At 70.0% G+C, this 25472-nt stretch carries 22 protein-coding genes and 1 pseudogene; 18 read left to right on the plus strand and 5 right to left on the minus strand.

All coding sequences use genetic code 11. The features are described from left to right. Window positions 1–131 precede the first annotated feature (131 nt). The gene (locus C5C17_RS00540; RefSeq protein ID WP_374953877.1) at window positions 132–851 is read left to right on the plus strand and encodes an NUDIX hydrolase; all 720 of its coding nucleotides are present in this window, start codon (window positions 132–134) and stop codon (window positions 849–851) included. Between the two features lie 278 nt (window positions 852–1129). On the opposite strand, the gene C5C17_RS00545 is transcribed toward C5C17_RS00540, so the two are convergent. Then, a complete protein-coding gene (locus C5C17_RS00545; RefSeq protein WP_104251436.1) occupies window positions 1130–1966 on the minus strand; it encodes an exodeoxyribonuclease III in 837 nt (278 codons plus the stop codon). Between the two features lie 66 nt (window positions 1967–2032). Between C5C17_RS00545 and C5C17_RS00550 the strand changes: the two genes are divergently transcribed. Genes C5C17_RS00550 through C5C17_RS00565 form a run of 4 tightly spaced genes read left to right on the plus strand, consistent with a single transcriptional unit; the run spans window position 2033 to window position 4752 of the window. Next, the gene (locus C5C17_RS00550) at window positions 2033–2758 is read left to right on the plus strand and encodes a hypothetical protein (RefSeq protein ID WP_104251437.1); all 726 of its coding nucleotides are present in this window, start codon (window positions 2033–2035) and stop codon (window positions 2756–2758) included. Continuing rightward, window positions 2755–3060 (plus strand): transcriptional regulator, encoded by a 306-nt coding sequence (locus C5C17_RS00555; protein ID WP_104251438.1) that lies wholly within the window; start codon window positions 2755–2757, stop codon window positions 3058–3060. The genes C5C17_RS00550 and C5C17_RS00555 overlap by 4 nt, the downstream gene beginning before the upstream one ends. Before the next feature lies 1 nt (window position 3061). Then, window positions 3062–3994 carry an ABC transporter ATP-binding protein gene (locus C5C17_RS00560; protein WP_104251439.1) on the plus strand — a complete coding sequence of 311 codons (933 nt, stop codon included), beginning with the start codon at window positions 3062–3064 and terminating at the stop codon, window positions 3992–3994. Window positions 3995–3999: 5 nt separating this feature from the next. Continuing rightward, on the plus strand, window positions 4000–4752 hold the full coding sequence (locus C5C17_RS00565) for an ABC transporter permease (RefSeq protein WP_104251440.1): 753 nt from the start codon (window positions 4000–4002) through the stop codon (window positions 4750–4752). Between the two features lie 218 nt (window positions 4753–4970). Here C5C17_RS00565 and C5C17_RS00570 read toward each other — a convergent pair whose 3' ends face one another. Both C5C17_RS00570 and C5C17_RS00575 read right to left on the minus strand, forming a co-directional pair. Beyond that, window positions 4971–9749, minus strand: a complete 4779-nt coding sequence (locus tag C5C17_RS00570; protein ID WP_104251441.1) for an NAD-glutamate dehydrogenase — start codon at window positions 9747–9749, stop codon at window positions 4971–4973. Window positions 9750–9838: 89 nt separating this feature from the next. Further along, on the minus strand, window positions 9839–10885 hold the full coding sequence (locus C5C17_RS00575) for a Gfo/Idh/MocA family protein (protein WP_104251442.1): 1047 nt from the start codon (window positions 10883–10885) through the stop codon (window positions 9839–9841). A 135-nt stretch (window positions 10886–11020) separates the two neighbouring features. Here C5C17_RS00575 and C5C17_RS00580 point away from each other — a divergent pair, with 135 nt between their 5' ends. The 4 genes from C5C17_RS00580 to C5C17_RS00595 all read left to right on the plus strand — a co-directional run bounded on the left by C5C17_RS00580 (window position 11021) and on the right by C5C17_RS00595 (window position 15719). Continuing rightward, window positions 11021–12499 (plus strand): hypothetical protein, encoded by a 1479-nt coding sequence (locus tag C5C17_RS00580; protein ID WP_104251443.1) that lies wholly within the window; start codon window positions 11021–11023, stop codon window positions 12497–12499. Window positions 12500–12702: 203 nt separating this feature from the next. Continuing rightward, on the plus strand, window positions 12703–13806 hold the full coding sequence (locus C5C17_RS00585) for an amino acid ABC transporter permease (RefSeq protein ID WP_104251444.1): 1104 nt from the start codon (window positions 12703–12705) through the stop codon (window positions 13804–13806). Continuing rightward, window positions 13803–14621, plus strand: a complete 819-nt coding sequence (locus tag C5C17_RS00590; protein ID WP_104251445.1) for an amino acid ABC transporter ATP-binding protein — start codon at window positions 13803–13805, stop codon at window positions 14619–14621. Before C5C17_RS00585 ends, C5C17_RS00590 begins: the two co-directional genes overlap by 4 nt. A gap of 75 nt (window positions 14622–14696) precedes the next feature. Beyond that, window positions 14697–15719, plus strand: coding sequence for an ABC transporter substrate-binding protein (locus tag C5C17_RS00595; RefSeq protein WP_104251446.1), 1023 nt, complete (start codon window positions 14697–14699; stop codon window positions 15717–15719). Window positions 15720–15789: 70 nt separating this feature from the next. Here the strand turns inward: C5C17_RS00595 and C5C17_RS00600 are convergent, their stop codons facing one another. Then, window positions 15790–16836 (minus strand): alpha/beta hydrolase, encoded by a 1047-nt coding sequence (locus tag C5C17_RS00600; RefSeq protein ID WP_258065762.1) that lies wholly within the window; start codon window positions 16834–16836, stop codon window positions 15790–15792. A gap of 169 nt (window positions 16837–17005) precedes the next feature. On the opposite strand from C5C17_RS00600, the gene C5C17_RS00605 reads away from it, so the two are divergent. From C5C17_RS00605 to C5C17_RS00645, 9 genes and pseudogenes are all read left to right on the plus strand, one after another. Next, entirely contained in the window at window positions 17006–17536 is a 531-nt protein-coding gene (locus C5C17_RS00605; protein ID WP_104251447.1) for a hypothetical protein, read from the plus strand. 54 nt (window positions 17537–17590) lie between these two features. Then, the gene (locus C5C17_RS00610) at window positions 17591–18343 is read left to right on the plus strand and encodes a lysophospholipid acyltransferase family protein (RefSeq protein ID WP_104251448.1); all 753 of its coding nucleotides are present in this window, start codon (window positions 17591–17593) and stop codon (window positions 18341–18343) included. A gap of 98 nt (window positions 18344–18441) precedes the next feature. After that, window positions 18442–18810 (plus strand): annotated as a pseudogene (locus tag C5C17_RS19105) (glycosyltransferase); the annotation flags it as partial. A gap of 141 nt (window positions 18811–18951) precedes the next feature. Next, entirely contained in the window at window positions 18952–19818 is an 867-nt protein-coding gene (locus tag C5C17_RS18815; protein WP_104251748.1) for a glycosyltransferase, read from the plus strand. A 49-nt stretch (window positions 19819–19867) separates the two neighbouring features. Then, on the plus strand, window positions 19868–20680 hold the full coding sequence (locus tag C5C17_RS00625) for a hypothetical protein (protein WP_104251449.1): 813 nt from the start codon (window positions 19868–19870) through the stop codon (window positions 20678–20680). A gap of 278 nt (window positions 20681–20958) precedes the next feature. Further along, on the plus strand, window positions 20959–21576 hold the full coding sequence (locus C5C17_RS00630; protein ID WP_181028417.1) for a copper resistance CopC family protein: 618 nt from the start codon (window positions 20959–20961) through the stop codon (window positions 21574–21576). A gap of 49 nt (window positions 21577–21625) precedes the next feature. After that, complete coding sequence (locus C5C17_RS00635) at window positions 21626–22219, plus strand: copper chaperone PCu(A)C (RefSeq protein WP_104251451.1); 594 nt, start codon at window positions 21626–21628, stop codon at window positions 22217–22219. After that, entirely contained in the window at window positions 22219–23484 is a 1266-nt protein-coding gene (locus C5C17_RS00640) for a Dyp-type peroxidase (protein WP_104251452.1), read from the plus strand. Before C5C17_RS00635 ends, C5C17_RS00640 begins: the two co-directional genes overlap by 1 nt. Continuing rightward, the gene (locus C5C17_RS00645; RefSeq protein ID WP_104251453.1) at window positions 23481–25031 is read left to right on the plus strand and encodes a PepSY domain-containing protein; all 1551 of its coding nucleotides are present in this window, start codon (window positions 23481–23483) and stop codon (window positions 25029–25031) included. The genes C5C17_RS00640 and C5C17_RS00645 overlap by 4 nt, the downstream gene beginning before the upstream one ends. On the opposite strand, the gene C5C17_RS00650 is transcribed toward C5C17_RS00645, so the two are convergent. Continuing rightward, window positions 24967–25467: an MSMEG_6728 family protein gene (locus tag C5C17_RS00650; protein WP_104251749.1), complete on the minus strand. Its 501-nt coding sequence runs from the start codon at window positions 25465–25467 to the stop codon at window positions 24967–24969. The two genes, C5C17_RS00645 and C5C17_RS00650, sit on opposite strands and share 65 nt — an antisense overlap. Window positions 25468–25472: the final 5 nt, after the last annotated feature.

The raw sequence follows: 25472 nt of genomic DNA on the forward strand, positions 1-25472 counted from the left end.
TCGCTGGGGAGCGAGTCGAGCATCCCGAACAGGATGAGCACGGCCGCCGACCGGGAGACGCGCACGAGCCGCTCAGCCACGGGCGACAGCGGCACGGCGGTCTCGCTGGCGACCCCGCGTACGCTGGAGCGGTGCATCTCGAACCGACGACGAAGGCCGCGCGTGCGCAGCTGACCGAGCTGGCCGAGTGCGCTGCTGCGGGTCTCGAGCCCGCCGTGCCGCTGTCGCCCGTGGATGAGCGGCTCGTGCGCGTCTCCCGGTCGGCGGCCGTGCTCATCCTGTTCGGGATGCTCGACTCGCTCCCCAGCGACCGCGACGCCCAGTCGAGTGCCGTGTCTCGTGACCTCGACGTGCTGCTGCTCGCGCGCGCGTCGACGCTGCGATCGCATCCCGGGCAGGTCGCGTTCCCCGGCGGACGCGTCGACCCGGAGGACAAGGACGCGGTTGCCGCCGCGCTGCGCGAGGCGGTGGAGGAGACGGGGCTCGACGCCGACGGCATCGACGTGCTCGGCCCCCTCGAACCGGTTCCCCTCACCTACTCGCGGCACCTGGTGACGCCGGTGCTCGCCTGGTGGCGCCGTACCTCCGCCGTCGGGGTCGTTGACGAGGCGGAGTCGGCCGCCGTGTTCCGCGCGCCCGTCGCCGACCTGCTGAACCCCGCGAACCGCGGCGTCACCGTGCTTCGACGTGACGGGGAGGAGTGGCGCGGCCCCGGCTTCCTGGTGCGCGATGACAGTGGCCAGCACCTCGTCTGGGGTTTCACGGCGATGCTGCTCGACGGCATCTTCGACCGCCTCGGCTGGACCGAGCCGTGGGACGAGTCGCAGGAGTTCGAGCTCCCGGAGGGCTGAATGGGCTCGCGCCCTCACCTGCTTCTCCCCGCGCGGCACGCTTGTCGGAGACCGGAGACCGGAGACCGGAGACCGGAGACCGGAGACCGGAGACCGGAGACCGGGGCGCGGATCGGGTCGTCGCTGCATCCACCCCCGAAGTCGGGGTGCGGTCGGCCCGAACGTTTCGGGATGGGATACACGCTTCCGGATGGGTTGCAAGCCATCTCGAAGCGTGGAACCCATCCCGAAGTCGGGGTGGTGGATGCGAGGTGCTGTCGCACCCGCCTCGTCGACCCCTAGAAGATCATCGGGCGGTCGTCGTCGAGGGAGGTCTCGAGGTCGAGCTCCACGACGACCGGCACGTGGTCGCTCGGGCCGTCGCCCTTGCGCTCGTCGCGTTCGATGGATGCATCCACGACGAGGTCGTCGAACTCCTGGTTGCCGAGGATGAAGTCGATGCGCATGCCCTCGTTGCGGGGGAATCGGAGCGACTTGTAGTCCCAGTAGGTGTAGCCCTCGACGCCGCGCGAGCGGACGGTGTCGACGAAGCCGGCTTCGAGGAACGCCTCGAACGCCGCGCGCTCGGGTGCAGACACGTGGGTGGAGTCGACGAACGCGGCGAGGTCCCAGACGTCGATGTCGAGGGGCGCGATGTTGAAGTCGCCCATGAGCGCGAGCGGGGTGTCTGGATGCGCCTGCCGCCACGCGGTCATGTCGGCGAGCAGCGCCTTCAGCCAGGCCAGCTTGTACGGGTAGTGGTCGTTGGTGAGCTCGCGGCCGTTCGGCACGTAGAGCGACCACAGGCGCACGTCCTCGACGGTGACGCCGAGAGCGCGGGCCTCGAGTGGGAGCGTGCCCTCGGGTGTTGCCTTCCCGAACCCTGGCATGTCCGCGAACGTGATCGCGGGGTCGCTCATGGGCAGGCGGCTCGCGAAGGCGACGCCGTTCCACTGGCTGAGGCCGTGGATCTCCAGCTCGTACCCGGCCTCTTCGAACACCTCGCGGGGGAACTGCTCAGGCTTGCACTTGATCTCCTGCATCGCGAGCACGTCGATGTCGGCGCGCACCATCCAGTCGATGACTCGTCCCGAGCGGGCGCGGATGGAGTTGACGTTCCAGGTGGCGATGCGCATGGGGTCCAGGCTATCTCCCGACATTCTCAGTTGACGCAAACTAGTTTGCAGTGCAAACTGGTTTGCATGGACACCAACGACCGCCGGACTCCCGCCGAAGCCAGCACCCAGCAGGCTGGTGACGACGACCGTGCCCTCGCACCGAGCGAGATGCTCGCCCTCATGCGCGACCAGCAGCGCACGACCCGCACTCGCCTCGACCGGGCGCTGTACATCCTCCTCGGCACCTGGGCCGTGGCCTGGCTGGTCGGCTTCCAGGCGCTCTGGAGTGCAGAGGATGGGGGTGGGAGCCCGCTCGTCCGCATCCCCACCGTGACGGCGTTCGTCGTATTCGGAGCGCTCATGGTCGTCGGCGTCATCGTCTCGGTGATCTGCGGGGTCTCGATGGGGCGGGGGATGCGCGGCCGCAGCAACACGGCGGGCACGCTCTATGGGTTCTCGTGGTCCATCTCGATGATGGGCGCCTGGTTCTTCGCGGCCTCGCTGCTGCGTCAGGTGGAGGACCCAGCCCTCGCGCCGCTGCTCATGCCGGGCATCTTCGCCATGACGATCGGCGTGCTCTACATGGCGGGCGCCGCCATGTCCCGCTCCGGGTCGCAGTTCGCCCTCGGCGTCGCCGTGGTCGCGCTCGCCGTCGTCGCCACGGCGTTCGGTGCACCTACCCACTACCTCATCTACAGCACAGCAGGTCCGCTCATCTTCCTCACGTTCATCGTGCTGCTCCGCACGGGCGCCATCTCGAGCGATCCGGGCCAGCGGGAGCCGGTCGGGCAGGGCGAGGTGCACGCATGAGCGAGCCGAGCGCCGAGTTCGACCCGATCATCCACGCGCCCGCCCGACTGCGCATCATGACGACCCTCGCCGAAAGCCTCGACGACGGCGACGAGATGACGTTCTCGAAGCTTCGCAGCCTCCTCGACATGACGGCTGGCAACCTCACGACGCACCTCTCGAAGCTCGAGGATGCCGGATACGTCGTCATCGACAAGGCCTTCGCGGGCCGTAAGCCCGTCACCTATCTGACCATCAGCCCCGCCGGTCGAGCCGCGTTTCGCAGCTACCGGACGGCGCTCCTGAAACTCCTCGGAGGATGAAATGAACGCCCAGCCCGCCAGCATCGTCGAGGTCGACGATGCGGTCAAGCGATTCGGCCGGCACACGGCCCTCGACGGAGTCTCGCTGGCCGTCGCCGCCGGCGAGTGCGTCGGCCTGCTCGGGCCGAACGGCGCGGGCAAGACGACGCTGCTGTCGCTCCTGCTCGGCCTGCGCTCGCCGACGTCCGGCACGGTGCGGCTCTTCGGCGGCGACCCGCTCGACGTCCGCACGCGCACACGGGTGGGGTCGACGCCGCAGGCGAGCGCGCTGCCGGAGGCCCTCAAGGTGCGGGAGGTGCTCGACTACGTCGCGGCGCACTACCCGCAGCCCTCGGCCAGGAACGAGCTGGTGGACGCGTTCGACCTGGGCCCCCTGCTCGGCAAGCAATGCGGCTCGCTCTCCGGCGGACAGCAGCGCCGTCTCGCGGTGGCGCTCGCGTTCGTCGGCGACCCCGACCTCGTGCTCCTCGACGAGCCGACGACGGGCCTCGACGTCGACGCCCGCCGCAGCCTGTGGGACGCGCTCCGCGCCAAGCACCGGGCCGGATGCGCCGTGATCGTCACGAGCCACCACCTCGAGGAGATCGAGCAGCTCGCCGAGCGGGTCGTCGTCATCGACCACGGCAGGGTCATCACCGACGGCACTCTGGCTTCGGTGGTCGGCAGCGTCTCCCGCCGCCGGGTCACGATGCGGGGTATCGATGCGGCCCGCATCCAGGCCATCGACGCCGACGCCCTCACCGAGACGGCGGATGCGGGGCTCGTGACCGCGCTCGTGCGCGACTCGGACGCGTTCATCCGCTCGCTCGTCGCATCCGGTGCACCCTTCACCGACCTGACGGTGCGAGGGGCGACGCTCGAGGAAGCCTTCCTCGCCATGACGCAGAACGGCGAGGCCTCGCCCGCCGTCGAGAACGCCCAGAACGGGAGTTGAGGATCATGTCCACTGCAGCACTCATCGCCACGCACGTGAAGTACTCGCTCATCGAGACGGCGCGTGTGCCCATCGCCGTCATCGGGTCGCTCGTCTTCCCGACGCTCGCGTTCTGCTTCTTCGTGCTGCCGCAGCGCGCGATCGCCGAGGATCCGGTGATCGCCGCGCAGGCCGTCGCGTCGATGATCGTGTTCGCTTTCATGACCAACGGGCTCTTCAGCCTCGGCCTCGACCTCGCCGAGCAGCGGTCGAAGCCGTGGGTGCCGTACCTGCGCACCCTGCCCGGGAAGCCGTCGGCGCGCATCACGGGGCTCGTCATCGGCACGCTGGTGATGGCGGTCGTCTCGATCGTGCCGCTGCTCATCGTCGGCGGACTCTTCACGGCGGCCGCGCCGACCCTCACGCAGGTGGTGCTTGGGCTCATCGCGGTCGTGCTCACGGCGGTTCCGTCCGCCCTCATCGGCGCGATCGTCGGCACGACCGCGGGTCCGAAGGCGGCGATCGCGATCACGCAGGTGCTCATGTTCCTGCTGGCCTTCGGTGGTGGCCTGTTCCTGCCGCCCATGATGTTCCCGGGGTGGCTGGACGCCGCGTCGAAGGTGCTGCCCGTGCGGCAGGCGCGCGAGGTGGTCATCGCGGTCGTCTCCGGCGGAGAGTTCCCCATGTGGGCGCTCTTCGGCCTCCTCGCCTGGACGGCCGTGCTCGGATTCCTCGCGGTGTTCTTCTACAAGCGGGACGAGGGGCGGAAGTTCTCGTAGACCCCGCCCGGTCGGCTTCGGCGGCCCCACGCCGGAGGCGACGAGGGTCAGCTCGTGATGATGACGACCGTGGCGACGCTCGCCTTCACGACGCGAGACTGAGTTCGTCCGAGCCCACAATGGTGCGCAGAGTTGTGGGTTGTTGTCCTCACGGTGATCGACGAGGACAACAACCCACAACTCTCGGCCCGCTCCGAAGGGTTTCGGGGCGCGGGCGTCTAGCGCACGAGCGAGCGCAGGCGGCGCAGCGCGACGGACAGCGTGGCGAGGCCCGTGTCGTCGCCCGCGTGCACCGCATCCGACGCCTCGTCGAGCGCGCGCGTGGCGGTGGGACCGAGCCCGGCGATCCACGCGTCGACGCGTGCGTCGGCCTCGGCCCGCTCGGTCTGCGAGATGACGGATGCGGCGAGCTCGACCATGATGGCGTAGAGGTCGTCGCGCATCGCGGCGCGGGCCATGGACCCCCAGCGGTCGTCCTGCGGCAGCGCCGTGACGCGAGTGAGCATGTCGTCGAAGCTGACGCGGGCCGACAGCGAGTAGTAGACGCCCGCGAACTCCTCGAGGTCCCAGCCCTCGTTCCCAGCGCGCTCGATGATGTCGAGCAGCGGCATGAGCTCGAGGAGACCAGCTCCGCGCAGCGCGAGCGCTCGCGGTACTCCGGCCGCCTCGAATTCGCTCACGCGGTCCGCGAAGCGCTCGCGTTCCACGCCCTGCTGCAGCTCGCCGATCCGCGACGCGAACCGAGCGACCGGTTCGGTGAAGCGGGTGATCTCCTCGCCGATGTCGATGCGGTCTGGCCGGTGCTGCACGAACCAGCGGGTGGCCCGGTCGAGCAGGCGTCGGAAGCCGAGGTACAGCTCGGTCTGCGTCGCCGTCGAGACGACGTTGTCGGTGGCCTCGATCTCGACGACGAACCCTCGCAGGTCGAAGATCTCGCGTGCCGCGACGTAGGCGCGCGCGATCTCCTCGCTCGTGGCGCCCGTCTCGTCGGCGGCGCGGTAGGCGAACGTGATGCCGCCCCGGTTGACCATGGAGTTCACGACGGAGTTGACGACGATCTCCTGCCGCAACGGATGCGCGTGCAGGTCGGGTCCGTACTGCTCGCGCACCTCGGCAGGGAAGTACTCGGCGAGAGTGTTCGAGAACCAGGGGTCGTCGGCGAGCTCGGTGACGGCGAGGTCGCTCTTGAGGGCGAGCTTGGCGTAGGCGACGAGCACGGAGAACTCGGGTCGCGTCAGGCCGCGGCCATCCTCGATGCGGCGCTTGATCTCGGCGTTGCTGGGCAGGAACTCGAGCTCGCGGTCGAGCTCGTCGCGTTCCTCCAGCCACGTGATGAGGCGCTTGTGCGAGGGCAGCATGGATGCGGCGTTCGAGCGCGAGTTGCCGAGCAGCACGTTCTGCTCATAGTTGTCGCGCAGCACCTGGGCTGCGACCTCATCCGTCATCGCCCGCAGCACCTCGTTGCGCGCCTCCCGGTCGAGGCGGCCGTCGCGTTCGACGGCGCCGAGGAGGATCTTGATGTTCACCTCGCGGTCGGAGGTGCCGACACCCGCGGAGTTGTCGATGGCGTCGGTGTTCAGGCTGACCCCGGCCATGGCGGCTTCGATGCGGCCGCGCTGGCTGACTCCGAGGTTGCCGCCTTCGCCCACGACCCGGAGTCGCAGCTCGCGGCCGTCGACGCGGATCGCGTCGTTGCCGCGGTCGCCGATATCCGCATTCGTCTCATCGCTCGCCTTGATGTAGGTGCCGATGGCACCGTTCCAGAGCAGGTCGACGGGTGCCAGGAGCACGGCCTTCTTCAGCTCGAGCGGGGTGACGCGCTGCACGTCGGCCTCGAGGCCGAGCGCCTCCCGCATCTGCGGGGTCACGGGGATGGATTTCTGCGTGAGCGGGAAGACCCCTCCGCCCTCTGACATGACGCTTCGGTCGAAGTCGTCCCAGGAGGAGCCGGGGAGGTCGAAGAGCCGCTGGCGCTCGACGAACGTGGCCGCTGCATCCGGGTTCGGGTCGATGAACACGTGCCGGTGGTCGAACGCCGCGACGAGGCGGATGTGCTCGGAGCGCAGCATTCCGTTGCCGAAGACGTCGCCCGACATGTCGCCGACGCCGACGACCGTGAAGTCCTGGGTCTGCGTGTCGTGCCCCATCTCCCGGAAGTGACGCTTGACCGACTCCCACGCGCCGCGCGCGGTGATGCCCATGCCCTTGTGGTCGTACCCGGCCGAACCGCCGGACGCGAACGCATCGGCCAGCCAGAAGTCGTAGCTCTCGGAGATGCCGTTGGCGATGTCAGAGAACGAGGCGGTGCCCTTGTCGGCGGCGACGACGAGGTACGGGTCGTCGCCGTCGTGGCGGACGACGTCGCTCGGCGGCACGATGTCGGTGCCGACGCGGTTGTCGGTGATGTCGAGGAGGCCGCGGATGAAGGTGCGGTAGGCCGACTTGCCGGCCTCGAGCCACGCGCCCCGGTCGCTTGGCGATGGCAGCTGCTTCGCGAAGAAGCCGCCCTTCGACCCGGTCGGGACGATGACGGCGTTCTTCACCATCTGCGCCTTCACGAGGCCGAGCACCTCGGTGCGGAAGTCCTCGCGTCGGTCGCTCCAGCGCAACCCGCCTCGTGCGACGCGGCCGAAGCGCAGGTGCACGCCCTCGACCTCGGGCGAGTACACCCAGATCTCGGCCATCGGATGCGGCTTCGGGAGCCCGGGGACGCGTGTGCAGTCGAGCTTCATGGAGACCCAGTGCTTCGGCTTGCCCTCCGCATCCACCTGGTAGAAGTTCGTGCGCCACGTGGCATCGACGATGCCGATCATCGAGCGCAGGATGCGGTCCTGGTCCAGGCTCGCGACGTCGTCGAGCGCGGCCTCGAGCCGTGCCGCCACAGCGCCGAGCTGGGTGTCTCGGTCGCCGCCCAGCTGAGGGTCGAACTTCGTCTCGAAGAGCCGCACGATGTCGGCGGCGATGGCGGGGTTCCCGGTGAGCGCCTGCTCGATGTACTCGACGGAGAAGGTCGCGCCGATCTGGCGCAGGTACATGCTGATGGCGCGGAGGATCACGATCTGGCGCCAGCGGAGCCCACCCAGCAGCACGAGCGAGTTCAGCCGGTCGGTCTCGGATTCTCCCGACCAGACGGCGCTGAACACCGACTCGAGTTCGGCGCCCCAGTCGGCGTCGTTCCAGACCTCCGCGGCTGGCGCGGTGAGGCCGAAGTCCGAGATGTGCAGGTTCGTGCCGTCCGGCAGGGTGATGACGTACGGATGCTCGTCGACGACGTCGACCCCGAGGTCGGTGAGCGCGGGGAGGACTCTCGTGATGGGGTACACGTGGTGGGACGCGAACGTGAAGTAGCGCTTCCCGGGTTCGTCGAGTTCGGGGGCGTAGAGGTGCACGGCGAAGGGCGTCTCCTCGTCGAGCTGCTCGAGCAGCGCGATGTCGTGCACCGCATCCTCGGGTGGGATGTTCTCCTTGTACCCCTCGGGGAACGCGGACGCGTACCGGCCGAGGATCTCCGCCGCACGCTCCTCGTCGTAGATGCGGTGCAGGCCGTCCACGAGCTCCTCATCCCAGCCGCGGATGGCGCGCTCGATGCGCGGCTGCAGGTCCTGCTCGCTGACCTCGGGCAGCGGGACGCCCTTCGGCGCGCGCACCACGAAGTGCAGCTGGGCGAGCGGGGATTCGCCGACCCTCGTTGCGTGGTCGACCTGGCTGGCGTCGAAGGTCGTGCGCAGAAGCTCTTCGATGCGGAGGCGAACCGTCGTGTTGTAGCGGTCGCGTGGCAGGTAGATGAGGGCTGAGGCGAAGCGGCCGAACTCGTCGCGGCGCAGGAAGATGCGGTAGCGTCGCCGTTCGCGCAGGCGGCTCACTTCGGAGGCCACGGCGTGGAGGTGCTCGACGCTGTCCTGGAAGAGCTCGTCGCGCGGGTACTGCTCGAGGGTCTGCAGCAGGTCTTTGCCGGAGTGCGAGTTCGGGGCGTGGCCGGATGCCTGCAGCACGGCCCGCACCTTCGCGCCGACGATCGGCAGCGTGAGGACGGACGCCGCGTAGGCGACCGACGTGAACATCCCGAGGAAGCGCAGCTCGCCCGTGACGTTGCCCGCATCGTCGAAGCTGCGGATGCCGATGTAGTCGAGGTACACGTCGCGGTGCACGGTGGCTCGCGAGTTGGCCTTCGTGATCGTGAGGAGGCGTGGTTCCCGCGCGGTGCGCTGCGCTTCGGGGGTGAGGCGAGTGCTGGCGGTGGACGGCCTGCGCAGGATGCCGAGCCCGGTGTGGGGGAGCGGGCGCAGCACCTCCTGGCCTTCCTCGTCCGTCTCGAGGGCGTATTCGCGGTAGCCGAGGAACGTGAAGTTGTCTTCGGCGAGCCAGGTCAGGAACTCGACGGCGGAGGCGATCTCCTCCTGCGTGACGCTCGTGGGCGGTTCGGTGCGCAGGTCGGTGACGAGGTCGAGGCAGGCGCGGCGCATGGGGCGCCAGTCGGCGACGGCGGCGTGCACGTCGGCGAGCACGTTGCGAAGCCGGTCGGCGAGCTCCTCGCGGCCTTCGTCTGTGGCGACGCGGTCGACTTCGAGGTGGATCCACGACTCGAGCTCGCCGCCGTGCGTGTGCATCTCGAGCAGCTCGCCGTCGTCGTCGCGGCGCACGGAGACGACGGGATGCGCGAGGAGGTGAACGGCGAGGCCCTGCCGCGCGACGGCGGCCGTGACGGAGTCGACGAGGAAGGGGGCGTCGGCCGTGCAGATGTCGACGATCGTGCGCCGCGAGCTCCAGCCGTCCTCCTTGAGGGTGGGCGTGAAGACGGCGATGAGGGTCTCGTCGCTGCGCCGGCGCGAGGCGAGTCGTCGCATGGTGGCGGCGGCTCCGACGATGTCGCGCGGCTCGCGAGTCGCGATGTCGTCGGCATCGACGTCGTCGATCAGTCGTTCGAGGCCTGCGCGGATGCTCGGCTCGACGTCGTCGAGCGCTTCCCGCAGTCCGGTGAATTCAGTTCCGTGGATCATGCCCTACCCCTTTACAGGCGGGCCCTCATTGGCCCGCCGTCGCACCCCGTGCCTCGATGGTAGCCGGGGCGGGAGGGCTCGGGTGCCGCTCAGAGGGTGACGGTGCGTCCTGTCCGGGCGCTCTCGCGGGCCGCATCCAGGATCTCGACCGTGTGCACGGCCTGCTCGAGTGGCACCGGCGCAGGGCCCTCTCCTCGGACTGCGGCGAGGAACTGGCGGTAGAACTCCGAGTAGTGGCCGCGCGCGGAGGGCACGGCGGTGCTGCCGGCCGCGGTGTGCAGGATGCCCCAGCGCTCCTCCGCTTCGATGCCCCAGTCCGTGGCGGCCGCGGCGGATGCGGGGCGCAGGCCGGCGTCGATCTGCGCGGTCTGCACGTCGTCCATGCGCGACTCGTACGAGCCGAGGTCGCCGTAGGCGATGAGCTCGCGGCCTTCGAGGTGGTTGATCTTGCTGGACGCGACACGGGAGAAGACGCCGTTCTCGTGGTGCAGGGCGACGTCGAAGCCGCAGTCGACGTCGACGCCGTCGACCGTCGCGGTGTCGAGGTGGGCGCTCACGCGCTCGACGCGTCCGAAGAGGAACGCCATCTGGTCGACGAGGTGGCTGCCGAGGTCCCGCAGGAGGCCGTGGGCCGGCCCGGTCTCGAGGGTGCCCGAGTCGTCCTGGTCCATGCGCGAGGAGACGCGCCAGATCTCGCCGAGGCTGCCCGCGTCGATGATCCGCTTGAGCGTGACGAGGTCGGTGTCCCAGCGGCGGTTCTGGTAGGCGGTGAGGATGCGCCCGCTGTGCTCGGCGGCGGCCTGCAGCTCGCGTGCGCCTTCGGCCGTCGGAGCGAAGGGCTTGTCGGCGACGACGTGGACGCCCCGCTCGAGGGCGTCGAGCACGAGCGCGCGGCGTGTATCTGGAGGCGTGGTGATGACAACCGCGTCCACTTCGGCGTCGAGGAGGGCATCCAGGGAGTCGAACGCCGGAACTTCCGGAGCCTCGGCCGTGAGGATCGCGCGCCGCTGGGGCGAGCGGGTGACGACTCCGGCAAGCTCCCAGCCCTCGACGGCCTGGATGTAGGGCACGTGGAAGCGGTGGCCTCCGGCCCCGTATCCGACGACGCCGATGCGAGATGGGGTGGATGCGCTCATGGGGCTCTCTCTGTTGCACCGACGGCTGGTTCTAATGACAGGACAAGGGTAGGTCAGGGGTGGTCGGGCGGCAACGGCTCGAGTGTCGGAGGTGTGGTGTTGAATGAGCGCAGACAGGAAACAAGGGGTGCGACCGTGGTTGAAGGCAGGAACGGGTATACGCCGCCCGCGGACTACCGGGCACCCGACTTCGTGCGGCAGTGGTCGGACTCCGCGACCCGGGGTGCCGATCGCATCGAGCAGGAGCGCGAGCAGCGCACGAGAGACGGCGAGCGCGACGCCGCTCAGCGCGCCCAGGACGGGCAGCGCGCGCTCGAGCAGAGCTCGCAGGACGCGCAGCGGGCCGCCGGTCAGGTTGCTCGGGATGCACAGCGCGCGGCCGAGCAGCTCGCGCGCGACGAGGGTCGGGCAGCGACGAGCACCGCCGCGCGTGCCTCCTACGACCTCGACCGCAGCGGAGAAGGCGCGCAGCGTGGCCTCGCCTATTCGCACGGCTCAGCGAACGATGCGCTGCTCCGCCGGCGCGCGCAGCCGCCGACGCAGGCACCGTCGTCGGCCCCGACTCCGCATCCACGCCGGGCCCCCAGCGCAGGCCAGGCGCCAGTTCCCCCTCCCGCTCCGCAGCAGGCCACACCGGGTGTGCACCCGACGCCCGCCGTGCCCAAGAGCCGCGCTGCCAAGGGGCCGGCCGCGAAGAACGCCGCCCATCTGGGGCAGCCGGGCCTCGGGCCCGGGTTCGCAGTGTTCGCCGGGCTCGCGGCTGTCGTCTCGGCGTTCCTCGGGTACTGGATCCCGGTGGTCATCGCGATCATGTTCTCCGCGGGGCCCATCAAGCGCGGCTTCACGTCCGGGGCGAAGGGCATCGCGGTGTCGGTCCTCGCCATCCTGCTGCTGGCGGCGGGCGCCGGTGTCCAGATCCTGCAGGTGCTTCCTGGCGCCTCAGGCACCGACGAGACCGAGGCCGTCACCGAGTCGACACCGGTCGGGTTGGAGGGCGACCCCATCGAGTCGGGCACCCTCCCCGAGTTCACCTTGCAGGCCGGGAGCCCCGTCGGAGGATTCGGCGAAGCCAACCTCGATGTCGTGCTGCCGGAGGGCTCCGGACAGCTGGCTGTGCTGCAGGTCGACGACAAGGTCGGTGGGCTCAGCGCCTCCATGCACAGCGGCGATCAGGTTGTCGAGTTCCAGTACCTGGAGGGGGCGACCGGCGGCACGGCGCAATGGCTCATCAACACCCAGGCAGCCTTCGAGCAGTCGCTCGGCGACGATCCGACGTCGCTGGTCGTCGACCGCATCACGATCATGAGCGAGGGGGAGTGGACGGCCGAGATCCTGCCGGTCTCGGTGCTCCCCCCGTTCGACGTGGCGCTCGACGGGGTCGGCCCGGGGCTCTACCTCTACACGGGTGCTGGCGGAGAGGCATCGATCACATCGAGCGACTACGGCAACTTCGCGATGACCGTGCACGGCTCGGAGTTCGACTACATCACCGCGGAGATCCCGGAGGTCCAGGCGAGGACCTGGCCGGCAGGCCCCTTCGTCATCGAGGTCGTCGAGGCGAACAAGATCGACGGCACACCCCTGCCCTGGAGCATCCAGGTCGCGAGCCCCTAGCTCCCGTGAGGCGCCTGCTCGCTGACCGCCCACCTGGCGACGGCGTGACCGCGTGTGACGCAGCACTGCGCCGCGCGACCCTCTCGGAACTCCCGCGTACCGGCCGCTACTGACGGGCATCCGCGCGCCAATACCTTCTCGACATGCCCTCGAATCCGAGGGCCAGCCCCTCCGCCCGGAGGGTCCGCCGAGAGGAGAACGCGATGTCACAGATCGACACCGCACCGACCACCGACAATCCGCCGTCGACACCGCCGGACGACGCCACACCCTTGGCGAGCCGCCGGATGCAGACGCTCGGGCCCGGTGAGCACCTCAAGGTCGTGCACCCGAAGCACTGGGTGCTGTGGATCCTCTCCGCCGTCGCCGTGTTCGCGGTCGCCCAGTTCGCGTGGTCGCTCGTCACGAACCAGCGCTACGAGTGGAACGTCTTCGGTGAGTACTTCTTCAGCCCGATCGTCGTCAACGCGCTCATCCTGACCCTGCAGCTGACGGTGCTCTCCGGCGCGATCGGGTTCATCCTCGGCGCCCTCCTCGCCGTCGCACGCCTCTCGAAGTCGCCGCTGCTGAACTCCCTCTCGTGGAGCTTCATCTGGTTCTTCCGCTCCGTGCCGCTCGTCGTGCAGCTCGTCGTCTGGTACAACCTCGGCTACCTGTACCCGACGCTCGGGCTTGGGACGCCGTTCACGACCGACTTCTGGCTCGTCGAGTTCCCGACAGTGCAGCTCATCTCCTCGTTCGCCGCCGCGACGCTCGGCCTCTCCCTGCACCAGGCGGCCTACTCGGCGGAGATCATCCGCGCCGGCATCCTGTCGGTCGACCAGGGCCAGCTCGAAGCATCCGCCGCGCTCGGCCTCCCCCGCCGGTACCGCTTCTTCCGCATCATCCTGCCGCAGGCGGCACGCGCCATCACGCCGAACGCGTTCAACGAGATCATCGGGCTCGTGAAGGGCACCTCGGTGGTGTTCGTCGTCGCGCTGCCCGAGCTGTTCTACACGGTGCAGGTCATCTACAACCGCAACCAGCGCATCATCCCGCTGCTGCTCGTCGCGGTCGTCTGGTACGCCATCATCACCACGCTCCTCTCGATCGCGCAGTACTACATCGAGCGCCACTTCTCGAAAGGCGCGCACCGAGAGCTGCCGCCGACACCCATCCAGAAGGCGAGGGCCTGGATCTCCGAGAAGTGGGCGCTGCTCGACGACGGTGAGCAAAGCGGAGGCAGAGAGAAACAGCGCGAGGACCCGGAGAAGCCGGACGGGAACGTGCGGACCGCGGAGATCAAGAAGGACGTGAGCGAAGCATGAGCCAGGCAACCATCAACCGGAACGTCGAAGCCGAACTCGAGCGCAGCAGCGCAGCATCAGGGCAGGTCAGCGTGTGCGGCGTGAGCAAGTCGTACGGCACCCATGAGGTGCTGCACGACATCGATCTCGAGATCGAGCCTGGCGAAGTCGTCGCCCTCCTCGGCCCCTCGGGCTCGGGCAAGTCGACGCTGCTGCGCACCATCAACCACCTCGAGTCCGTCGACGGCGGATCGATCCTCATCGATGGCGAGTACATCGGCTACGTCAGGAAGGGAGACCGCCTCTTCGAGCTGCGCGAAGCAGAAACGCTTCGCCGCCGTACGAGGGTTGGCATGGTCTTCCAGAACTTCAACCTGTTCCCGCACCTCACGGCCCTGCAGAACATCACGGCGGCCCCGGTCGCGCTGCAGCGGGCGTCGAAGACGGATGCGGATACGCAGGCACGGGCACTGCTCAAGCGGGTGGGGCTCGAGGGCAAGGAGCACCACTACCCGCGTCAGCTCTCCGGCGGGCAGCAGCAGCGCGTCGCGATCGCGAGGGCGCTTGCCCTCAAGCCTGACGTGCTCCTCTTCGACGAGCCGACGAGCGCGCTCGACCCGGAACTGGTCGGCGAGGTGCTCGACGTGATCCGCGAGCTCGCCCACGGCGGCACGACGCTCGTCATCGTGACGCACGAGATCGGCTTCGCACGCGAGGTCGCCGACCGCATCGTGTTCCTCGACGCCGGTCGCATCATCGAGCAGGGCACGCCGGATCAGGTGCTCACGAACCCGCGGCACCCCCGGACGCAGGACTTCATCCGCAAGGTGCTCTAGCTCGCAGCGGGCGCGCCTCTTCTCTCATTCCTCTTCAGAACTTCAGCAACGCATCCACCCCGAAAGGTGCCTCTCATGGCAAAGCTCAACAAGAAGAAGGTCGGCGTCATCGCCGGCGGTGTGGCGGCACTCGCCGTCATCGGCGTCGTCGCCACGACCCTCATCGTCAATGGCCAGTCGGCCCCGGTCACGGCAGCCGAGCCCGACGGGGCCCAGCCGGCAAGCGGACTCATCGAGTTCGACCTGACCAGCGCCAACGTCGACGGCCGCCCGCAGATCGACCCGGTGCCCGAGGCCATCGCCGCGCTCGAGGCGTCCGGCTGGCAGCCCGCGGAGGCCGGCAAGCTCACGGTCGTCGGCAGCGCGTACATCCCGCCGCTCAGCTTCCTCGCCGAGGACGACAACGTGACGCGCCTGGGCAGCGAGGCCGACTTCGCGCAGCTCATCGCCGACGGGCTCGGCCTCGAGCTCAAGGGCGAGGTCGCGGCGTGGGCCGACTGGCCGCTCGGCGTGCAGTCCGGCAAGTACGACCTGATCACGTCGAACGTCACCGTCACGGAGGAGCGCAAGGACCTCTTCGACTTCGCCACGTATCGCGAGGACGTGCTGGGCTTCTACGTGAAGGCCGACAGCGAGATCGAGTCGATCACCGAGGCCAAGGACGTCGCGGGTCTCTCGGTCATCGTCGGCGCAGGGACGAACCAGGAGAAGATCCTCGTCGCCTGGGATGAGGAGAACAAGGCCGCCGGGCTCGAGCCGGTCGACTTCCAGTACTACGAGGACGACGCTGCGGGCACCCTCGCGCTGCAGTCGGGTCGGGTGGATGCGACCTTCGGCCCCAACGCGACCGCTGCGTTCAAGGCGGCGAGCGACGGCGAGACGAAGCTCGTCGGCACCATCAACGGCGGCTTCCCCGCGAACGCGCAGATCGCCGCAGGAACCGCGAAGGGCAACGGTCTCATCGAAGCCGTCGAGATCGTCCTCGACCATGCCATCGAGAACGGCCAGTACGACGCCATCCTCGACCGCTGGGGCCTGCAGGACGAGCGCATCGACGCCTCCGAGGTGAACCCGGCGGGTCTCCCGCGCGAGGAGTAGCCATCTGCCACTCGTCAGTGACGGAACCCGTCGTGCCCTCGAAGCCCGAGGGCGCGGCGGTGTTCCGCGATCACTCGGGAGACGTGACCGACTTCAGGAAGTCGATGGTCGACGCGAGCGCGTTCTGCGCATCCGTCCCCTCGAGCTTGAACTGGTACTCGTGCTGCAGCGCCGGCTCGTGATCCTCCGGGTAGAAGACCGTCGTGACCGGCACGCCGAGGCCCTGCAGCTTCGCGGCGAACGGCTGCGACTGGTTCGCGGTCAGAGGGTCGTCGTTGCCGCCCGAGATCCACGTCTGCGGGAAGTCGGCGGTCACCGAGTCGAGGGTCGACATCTCCTGCCCGGCGGGAGTGTCCGACCAGTCCTTGTCGCCCTGGTAGGCCCACAGTGCGATCCGGAAGCCGTAGCCGCCGAGGCCGGGCGCGTTCGGGATGCCGCTCACGTCGTAGATGCCGCAGTTCAGCACCATCCCGGCGAGCTGGTCTGGGGCGAGCGCTGGCGTGATGCCGACGAGGTCCGCGTAGGCGGGGTTGGTGGCCATCGTCGCGAGCTGGCTCGCGAGCTGCGCGCCCGCGGAATCGCCGGCGAGGATGATGCGGTTCGGGTCGATGTTGTACTCCGCGGCGTGTTCCGTGAGGTGCGCGAGCGCATCGTTGAGCTGCGTGAGCGCCGTCGGGTACGTCGCCTCCGGCGCCACCGTGTAGTTGACGGCGACCGTCGTGAATCCCTCCGCGGCGAGGATCTGCACGTAGGGGTCGACGTTCTGCTTGCCACCCGAGATCCACGCGCCCCCGTGAATCCACACCACGGTCGGCAGCGGCTCCGTCGTGCCCGCAGGCGAGTAGAGGTCGAAGGTCGTGTCCGAACCGCCATCGCCGTACGGCACGTCGAGCTGCGACTGCAGGCTGTCAGCGGTTGGCGCGAAGGCCTCCATCTCGGTCACGGTGCGCTTCGCGTCCAGCTCGAAGAGCGCACGGATCACCATGGCGGCCGGCCAGGGCGTCGACACCCAGATGATCGCGCCGACGAGACCGGCCGACAGCACGCCGAGGGGCACCGTCCTGCTCTTGCGGCGGTACCAGGGCTTCTTCGGCGTGACACTGCGGGGGATGCTCACGCGGCCATTCTTCCAGTACGCGTTCCATGCAGACGCACACCGCCGTGTTGTCCGCGAGCCTGGGAATGCAATATGTTGCAGATCACCCCCTCCCCGATGCGCCGACGCAGCACCGACCGCCCAGATCGGTGGCGTTCCTGCGAGCATCCCGACGCCGAACGGCCCAGACATGTACGCCCTCCTCGTGATCCTCCAGACGGTGGTGCTCCCGTTGCTCTTCGGGGGTGTGCACCTGGGCGTCGCGGGCGGCAACCCCGCGCTCGTCTTCGGGATCTGGTTCGCGTTCTGGGGTGTCGGGTCGCGTCTCATCGTCGCGGGCATCAGCCAGCTCACGAACCCGCTCCGCACCACGCAGACCATCCTCGGGGCCGCAGGCGAGCAGCGCGACGAGCCCGAGGAGCACGCGGTCGGGGCAGGCCCGCAGACGCTCACCGAGACCGGCACTGCGACCGCGCAGGTCGTGCAGGAGCTCGGGCTCGCGAACCTCAGCCTGGGCGCCGTCGCGCTGGTCTCCTCACTCGTCCCCGGCTGGGGACTCATCGGCGCGCTGCCCGGCGCGATCTACCTGGGCCTCGCGGGCATCAGGCACCTCGCGAAGCGCGGCAAGAGCAGCAACGAGCTCGTCGCGACCTGGACCGACCTGCTGGTCTTCGTGATCGTCGTGGGCGGCGTCGTCGCGGCCGCCCTCCGCGGCTGGTGAGCGACCCGCTTCCCGGCTCGTCGCATCGCGCGCTGCGATAGCGTCGAGCACACCATGATGCTTCGCCTGGCTCGCGCGCTGCTCGTGCGCAGCGCCGTGCGCGACGTGCGGACGGGGCTCCTGTCGATCGCCGTCACCGGTCAGCCGCCGGGCGGCGGAGCGGTGCTCGCCGCCAACCACGGCTCGTGGTGGGACGCCTATCTCATCGGGCTCTACGCCAGGAGCACCGGGTTCGACGTGGCCGTCATGATGGGCGATGAGCAGCTGCGCCGCTTCCCGTTCCTGCGGCTCGTCGGGGCAGTGCCCCCGCGGGCGGTGCGCACGCTCGCCGACCGTGCACGCTCCGGCGACTGGGCCTTGATCTTCCCGGAAGGCGAGCTGCGGGCGGGCCGCGGGCTCGCGGCGCTGCGTCCGGGAGCCGAGTGGGTCGCGGCGCGCGCCGAGGTTCCGCTTGTCCCCGTCGCCATCCGGGTCGTCATGCGCGGGGCGGCCAAGCCCGAGGCGTTCATCCGCTTCGGCGCTCCCGTGCGCCACGAGCAGCTCGCGGTCGCGCTCGGGTCGATGCTCGAGGAGCTCGACAGGGCCCTCGACGCCGCCGATCCCGCACGACCCCTGCCGGGGTACCGCATCGTGTTCGACGCGCAGCGATTCCGTCGCGACAGAGTCGGCTTCGCCGGGCGGATGCTCGCGTTCCTGACCAGGCCGGAGGGCTTCCGAGCGAGACCGGCGGGCTTGGGGATGAAGCCCCGGAGCGGCGGGGCTCGACGGGGTCGCCGGGCGTATCCGGGCGAGCGGGGCGGCGAGTGAACCGGTCGGTCCTGAGCAGTGCCGTCGCGGGAATCTCGGCCGCGTACCTCGGAGCGAGGGCTGTCGTGCTCCTCGCGAACTCGCTGACGCAGCCGAGCATGCGGGCGGCGGCCGGGACGGCAACCGAGACTGCCCGTGCCCGTGCCCGTGCCCGTGCCCGTGCCCGTGCCCGTGCCCGTGCTGGGGCCGGGCGTGGATCGTCGGTCTCGCCTGCTTCGGCTGAGCGCTCGGGCCGTGTATCCGCGCCGCGGGTCCTGCTGCTGATTCCCGCCCGCGACGAGGAATCGACGCTGCGGGAGACGCTGCCCGGATTCCTGGGTCAGGGAGCCGACGAGGTGGTGGTGCTCGACGACGACTCGGCCGACTCGACCCGGGCGGTCGCCGAGGCCGCGGGCGCCCGCGTGCTTCGGGGTACGCCGCGTCCCGAGGGGTGGACGGGCAAGAACTGGGCGTGCGCGCAGCTCGCCGCCGCCGCTCGACACCCCGAGTCCGCCGATCGGTGTCCAACATCAGTGCACATCGAGCCCTTACCGAGGCTTTGGGCCCAGAAACGGGCAGAATTGCACTCAAGTTGGTCAGGGTCGCCCGGGGCCCACCCGAGGCCAGGAGTGTCAGAGACGCCAGGAGTGTCCGAGACGCCAGGAGTGTCCGAGACGCCAGAGACGCTAGAGACGCCCGCGCTCGCAGAGCCGTCCGGGATCGCCGAACCGCCCGAGCAGCCGCGCCCCGACGATGTGCTCGTCTTCACGGACGCAGACGTTCGCTGGAACCCCGGTGCGTTGGATGCGCTGCTGGCGACCATGCGTGCATCCCGGGCTGACCTCCTCACGGTCTTCCCACGCCAGGAGACGCGGACCCTCGGCGAGCGACTCATCACGCCCTTGAATGACGCGGTCGTGCTCGGCTCGGTGCCGATGGCCCTACACGGGCGCCGTGCACCGGTCGTCGCGAACGGCCAGGTCATGGCGTTCACTCGCGCCGCCTACGCCCGCATCGGTGGGCACGCGGCGGTGAGCGGTGAGCTCGTCGAGGACATGCGCCTCGCCGAACGGATGCGCGCCGCTGGCGGCCGAGTTGTGGCGGCCCGGGGTGGGAACGCGATCGGGGTGCGCATGTACGACGGGTACCGGAGCTCGGTGCGTGGCTTCGCGAAGTCGCTCCTCGGCCTCCATCACGGGTCGCGGGCCCTGATGTTGGCGACAAGCCTCCTGACGGTCTGCGTCTACACGCTGCCGTGGCTGCTGCGGGTCTGGCCCGGCGCGGGGGAGTCCAGCACGACCGGGCGCATCCTGCGGCTCGTGCGCATCGTGGGCCTGCTCGATCGCACGGTTTCGAACCTCATCGTGGGACGGCGACGCCCTCTGGACCTGGCCGAGGGGCTGCTCGGCCCGCTCAGCCCGCTGCTGGTGCTGCCCGTGTACGCGTTGGCGGGGCGCCGCCGCGTCGCGTGGAAGGGCCGCGCCTACGAGGCGTGACCCATCTGCCGCGTCTACGAGCAGTAGAAGACGTGCGTAGACTTCTGGGGTGACCTCCGCCGGCCTGCTGACCCCCGCCGTGGGGGAAGTGGACCCGCTCGACCTCGACCTCGACCTCGACAGGGACCCCGGCCTCGCGGCGCCGGTCGATGCGCGGCCTCGAGACGCCGCGCGGGTGCGCCGCGTTCGGCTCGCATTCGTCGCGGCTTCGGTCTCCACCTTCATCGCGTTGGCGTCGCACGTCTTCGCCGGCGGCGGCATGCCTGGCCCGCTCGGTGTGGCTCTGCCGTTTGCGCTGGCCGTGCTCGCCTGCCTGCTGCTGGCGCGCATCCGCACCGACTCGCTCCGCCTCGCGCTGTCAGTCGGCGCGAGCCAGTTCCTCTTCCACACGCTGTTCGTGCTCGGCACGCCGCCAGCTGCCGGCGGTTCGGCCAGCGCTGCGGATGCGCACGTCGGGCACGCCGGTCACGGCCAGCTCGCCGCCTCCTCGGCGATGGCGGACTTCGCGGCGGGCGCTGGCGTCGGCTCCTCGACCTCCGCGCTGCACCTGGGACACGACGGCCCGCTCATGTGGGCGATGCACGCGTTCGCCGCGGTGCTCACGGCGCTTGCCCTGTACTTCGGGGAGGCCCTCCTCGCGAGCCTCGCGAGCGTGAGCCGCGCCGCCGTCGAGCTGCTGCGGCCGCTCGTTCGCAGCATCTCCCTGTTCCTCGTTCGCGCCGTGCGCCCCGCCGCGGTGATCGATTCGGCGCCGCTCGACTTGCCCTGGGTGCCCGCGCTGCCAGTGCGCGCTGAGCGCATCATGCGGCGCCGAGGCCCGCCCGCGGTCGCGATGCTCCCAGCATTCGCGACCTCGAACTAGCGCCGCAGCTCTCTGCTCAGCTTCCCTGCTGAGCCGCTGTCTGGTGCCGGTCGGCGTCGATCATTCTTCGTCCGCGACGCTCGCGCGCCTTCCGCGCGCCGTCTTCGTTCGCGGGCGGACAGACCCGAGGAACACTCGAGATGTCTTTCGACTCAGCACCAACATCTACAACCTCACCTCTCACGACAGCACACCCCACGCCACCCACTACAACGTCGCCCATCCGGCTGCACCGCACCACGGCCCCGTGGCGCGGTCCCGGGGCCGCAGCCTCAGCGGTGATCGTTCTGCTGATGGCCTGCTTCCTGGGCTGCGCGGGCGCCGCGCCCGCGCAGGCCCACGACCAGCTCATCGCGAGCTCGCCATCGCCGGACGCGTCGCTCGGCACGTCACCGCCTGACATCACGCTCAGCTACTCCGCGAACATCATGGAGATCGGCCCGATGATCGTGCTCCAGGACGCCGCGGGCCGCGACTGGGCGACCGGCGAGCCCGTCATCGACGGGACGACGGTCACGAGCACCATCGACGATGCCCTGCCCGACGGCGCGTACACCGTCAACTGGCGGGTCGTCTCCTCGGATGGGCACCCGATCACGGGCACGATCCAGTTCACGGTCGGCGACCCAACGGAAGCGGATGCGTCCGCGGCGCCGGCACCCTCGGACCCGGCCGCCACCGTGGAGGCACCCTCCGCGTCCGGGTCGCCCTCGGGGGCGACGACCCAGCCGACGGCCGAGGTCACCTCCCAAGACGCGTTCGACGTGCCGCGGATGCTGCTCATCGGCGGGCTCGGCGCGATCGTCGCGCTCGGCGTCGCCTGGCTGATCGTCCTGGCACGCAAGGGCGGTCAGCCGCAGCCCGAATCGGCTGAGGCCGATACCGATGCGCGCTGACACCGCCGCCACTCCTCCTCTCTTCTCTCTCCGCAAAGGAACCACGCTCATGACCCGCACCACCACGAACCTCCATCGGCCCCTCGCGGCTGCAGCCTTCCTCGCTGCTGCGGCGCTCGCCCTCACCGGATGCGCGGCCGCGGGCTCGACGGCCACCCCCGACGCCGCCTCGGCGGGGCTCGCCGCCGACTCCGTCACCGTCGAGAACGCCTGGGTCAAGGCCGCCGACTCCGGCATGTCCGCGGCGTTCGGCGAGATCGAGAACACGGGCGCGGGGGACGTGACGATCGTGTCGGTCGCGAGTCCAGCATCCACTGCCCTGGAATTGCACGAGACCGTCGAGAACGAGACGGGCGAGATGACGATGCGTGAGAAGGGCGGCGGGTTCACGATCGCCCCCGGTGAGACGCTGACGCTCGAACCAGGGGGCAACCACATCATGCTCATGGACCTGCGCGAGCCCGTTGTCGCGGGGGACGAGCTGAGCTTCACGCTCATGTTCTCGGACGAGTCGACGCTCGACTTCACGGCTCCGGTGAAGGACTACGCCGGCGCCAACGAGAACTACGAAGACGGCGACATGGAGATGGACCACTCCGAGATGGACCACGCCGAGCACGGTGACGATGCGGACAACAGCTAGTGCCCGCCGACCAGAGCCCTGGTCGCCCCCGTCCGACTCGGCGACAGCTCCTCTTCGGGGGTGCTGTCGCCGGGTTCGGCGCGGCTGCGGCCGTCGGCGCCGACCAGGCGATCCGCCTCGCGGGACGCCCGGGGCCAGCGGGAGCGGTGGATGCGGCTGCCGACGCGAGCCCGGCCGGTGACGGTGAGCTGACCGGTTCAGGCGTCGTCCCGTTCTACGGGCCGCACCAGGCGGGCATCGCGACGCTGCCGCAGGCGCACGCGACGCTCGTCGCCCTCGATCTGCGCGACGGCATCGACCGTGACGGACTGCGGCGACTCATGCAGCTCCTGACCGACGATGCGGCGCGCCTCACCCGTGGTGAGCCGGCGCTGGCCGACTCCGAACCCGAACTCGCGCACGTTCCGGCCAACCTGACGGTGACGTTCGCGTTCGGTCCCGAGTTCGTGCGGCGCGCATCCACCGCTGCAGCGCAGGCGCCCACGTGGCTGCGCCCATTGCCGGCGTTCGGCATCGACCGGCTGGAGGCGGCGTGGAGCGACGGCGACCTGCTGCTCCAGGTCGCGGCCGACGACCCGTTCACGGTCGCCCACGCGTTGCGGATGCTGCTGAAGGACACGCGCAGCTTCGCGACGGTGCGGTGGACGCAGCCCGGGTTCCGGCGTGCGCGCGGATCGGAGGCCCCGGGCACCACGATGCGGAACCTGTTCGGGCAGGTCGATGGCACCGTCAACCCGGCGCCTCCGACGCTCGACTTCGAGCAGCTCGTGTGGATTCGCGAGGGCGCGTTCGCGGGCGGGACGGGCATGGTCGTGCGGCGCATCCGCATGGACCTCGACAAGTGGGACAGGCTCGACCGCAGCGGACGCGAGCAGTCGGTTGGCCGCACCCTCGCGAACGGTGCCCCGCTGACGGGCGCCGAGGAGCGCGACGAGCCCGACTTCGCGGCGAAGAACGCGGCCGGGTTTCCCGTCATCGCGGAGTTCTCGCACCTGCGGCGGGCACGCTCGGAGAACACGTCGGAGCGGTTCTTCCGCCGCGCCTACAACTACGATGACGCGCCGAGCGGGGAACAGATCTCGAACTCGGGGCTGCTCTTCATCGCCTTCCAGGCGGACGTGGACGCGCAGTTCGTGCCCATCCAGCAGCGCCTCGACGAGCTCGACCTGCTCAACGAGTGGACGACCCCGATCGGGTCCGCGGTGTTCGTCGTGCCGCCCGGATGCGCGGAAGGCGGTTACGTCGGCGAGGGGATCCTCGGATGAGCGGACCACGACCGCGCGCCCGCCGCGTCTCGAGCACGGGGTGGCTCGGGCAGCTGCTGATGCGCCTCCACTTCCTCGCGGGCGTCTTCGTCGGCCCGTTCATCCTCGTGGCGGCGCTGAGCGGCGCGCTCTACGCGCTGACCCCGCAACTCGAGCAGCTCGTCTACGACCACGAGCTGCATGCGCCCGTAGCCGCGAGCTCTCTGCCGCTGGCGGGGCAGATCGAGGCGGCCGATGCCCACGTCGGGCAGGGCGAGACGATCGTCGCCGTCCGTCCGGCCCCGAATCCGGGTGACACGACGCGGGTCATGTATGCGGATGCATCGCTCGGGGAGAGCACGACGCGGGCGGTCTTCGTCGATCCCGCGACGGCGGAGATCCGCGGGGACCTGCCCGTGTACGGCACCTCGGGTTCGCTGCCGCTGCGAACCTGGATCTCGGACCTGCACCGCAGCCTTCACCTCGGCGACGCGGGCCGTCTCTACGGTGAGCTCGCGGCGTCCTGGCTTTGGGTCGTCGCGCTCGCCGGGGCCGGACTCTGGGCGACCAGGTATCGGCGCGCGCGTCGGGCGAGACGCGCCTCGCAGCGACGCGACCTGCTGCGACCCGACCTCAAAGCAGCGGGGTTGGCACGCACCCGAAGCCTGCACGCATCCACCGGCGTCTGGGTGCTGGCCGGGGCGCTCTTCCTCTCCGCGACGGGCATCACCTGGTCTCAATACGGGGGCGCGAACTTCACTGAGCTGCGCGCGGCCGTGGGATGGTCGACGCCCTCGCTGAGCACGAGCCTCGACGGAGCGAGCGAGGCGGCCGCAGATGAGCACGCAGAGCACGCTGGCCACGGCCACGGGAGTGGGGCGCCGAGCGCCAGAGTCGGCGAGCTGAGCCCGGGCGCCTACGATTCGGTGCTGTCTGTCGCCCGCGAGGTGAACGTCGACACCGGGCTCGTCGAGATCCGGCCCCCGGCGCAGCCCGGTGCGGCCTGGGTCGTGCAGGAGATACAGCGCAGCTTCCCGACGGAGGTGGATGCGGTCGCGGTCGACGGCAGGACGATGCAGGTGGTCGACCGGGTCGACTTCGCCGAGTTCGGGCTGGTCGCGAAGCTCAGCCGCTGGGGCATCGACCTGCACATGGGCTCGCTATTCGGCCTCGTCAACCAGCTGGCGCTCTTCGCGGTGGCGGTGGGTATCGCGGCGATGGTCGTGTGGGGCTACGCGATGTGGTGGCAGCGTCGGCCGAGGCGCGACCCGTCGCGGCTCGTCGGCGCCGCTCCTCCTCGCGGAGCGCTCCGGCGCGCCCCGTGGTGGGGTGTGCTGATCGCGCTCGCCGCGGCCGTGGCGCTCGGCATGTTCCTGCCGCTGATGGGGGTGAGCCTGATCGTCTTCCTGGCCGTCGACGTCACGGTCGGGCTGCTCGCTCGTCGGCGATCGCGTTCCGGGGCGCGGCCGTCCGACCTGCCGCGCGGTCAGCGGGCCGTCGGGGTCAGTCCTGCGAGCGATGGCTCGACTGCGGGTCGGAGCGTGGGTTCGAGCTCGGGCTCGAGGTGACGCCGGGCCACACGTAGTCGAGGCCGCGTTCCGCGTCGGGGAACACGGCGCCGTAGAACTCCTCGTCCTTGGCGATGAGCTTCGAGCGGTGCGACTCGTGGAGTGCCTCGTCACCCAGCCAAGGTGGAGGGTCGGACACCCTGAAGTCCGGCCCTCTGCTGGCCGCCGCCTCCTCGAAGACGGCAAGCGTCTTCTCGGCGCAGGTGTCGGCGTAGCCGCGTCCCACCCATTCCGCGCAGAACGCGCCCTGGTAGTCGAGGAGGGCTCGTTCGTAGCCGATCCACATCTTCACGACGGGATGCTGCTGCCACCCGTAGCCGGGCACGGTCAGCGCCTTCATGACCTGCAGGGTCTCGACGCGCTGCTTGCCGAGGCGCTGCCGGTCGAGCACCCGCGCGGACTCGCCGAAGTCTGCGTAGGGGAGGAACGTCTGCATCGACC

The organism is Pseudoclavibacter sp. RFBA6, assembly GCF_002931575.1.
In the GTDB taxonomy this organism is placed as follows: Bacteria; Actinomycetota; Actinomycetes; order Actinomycetales; family Microbacteriaceae; genus Pseudoclavibacter; species Pseudoclavibacter terrae.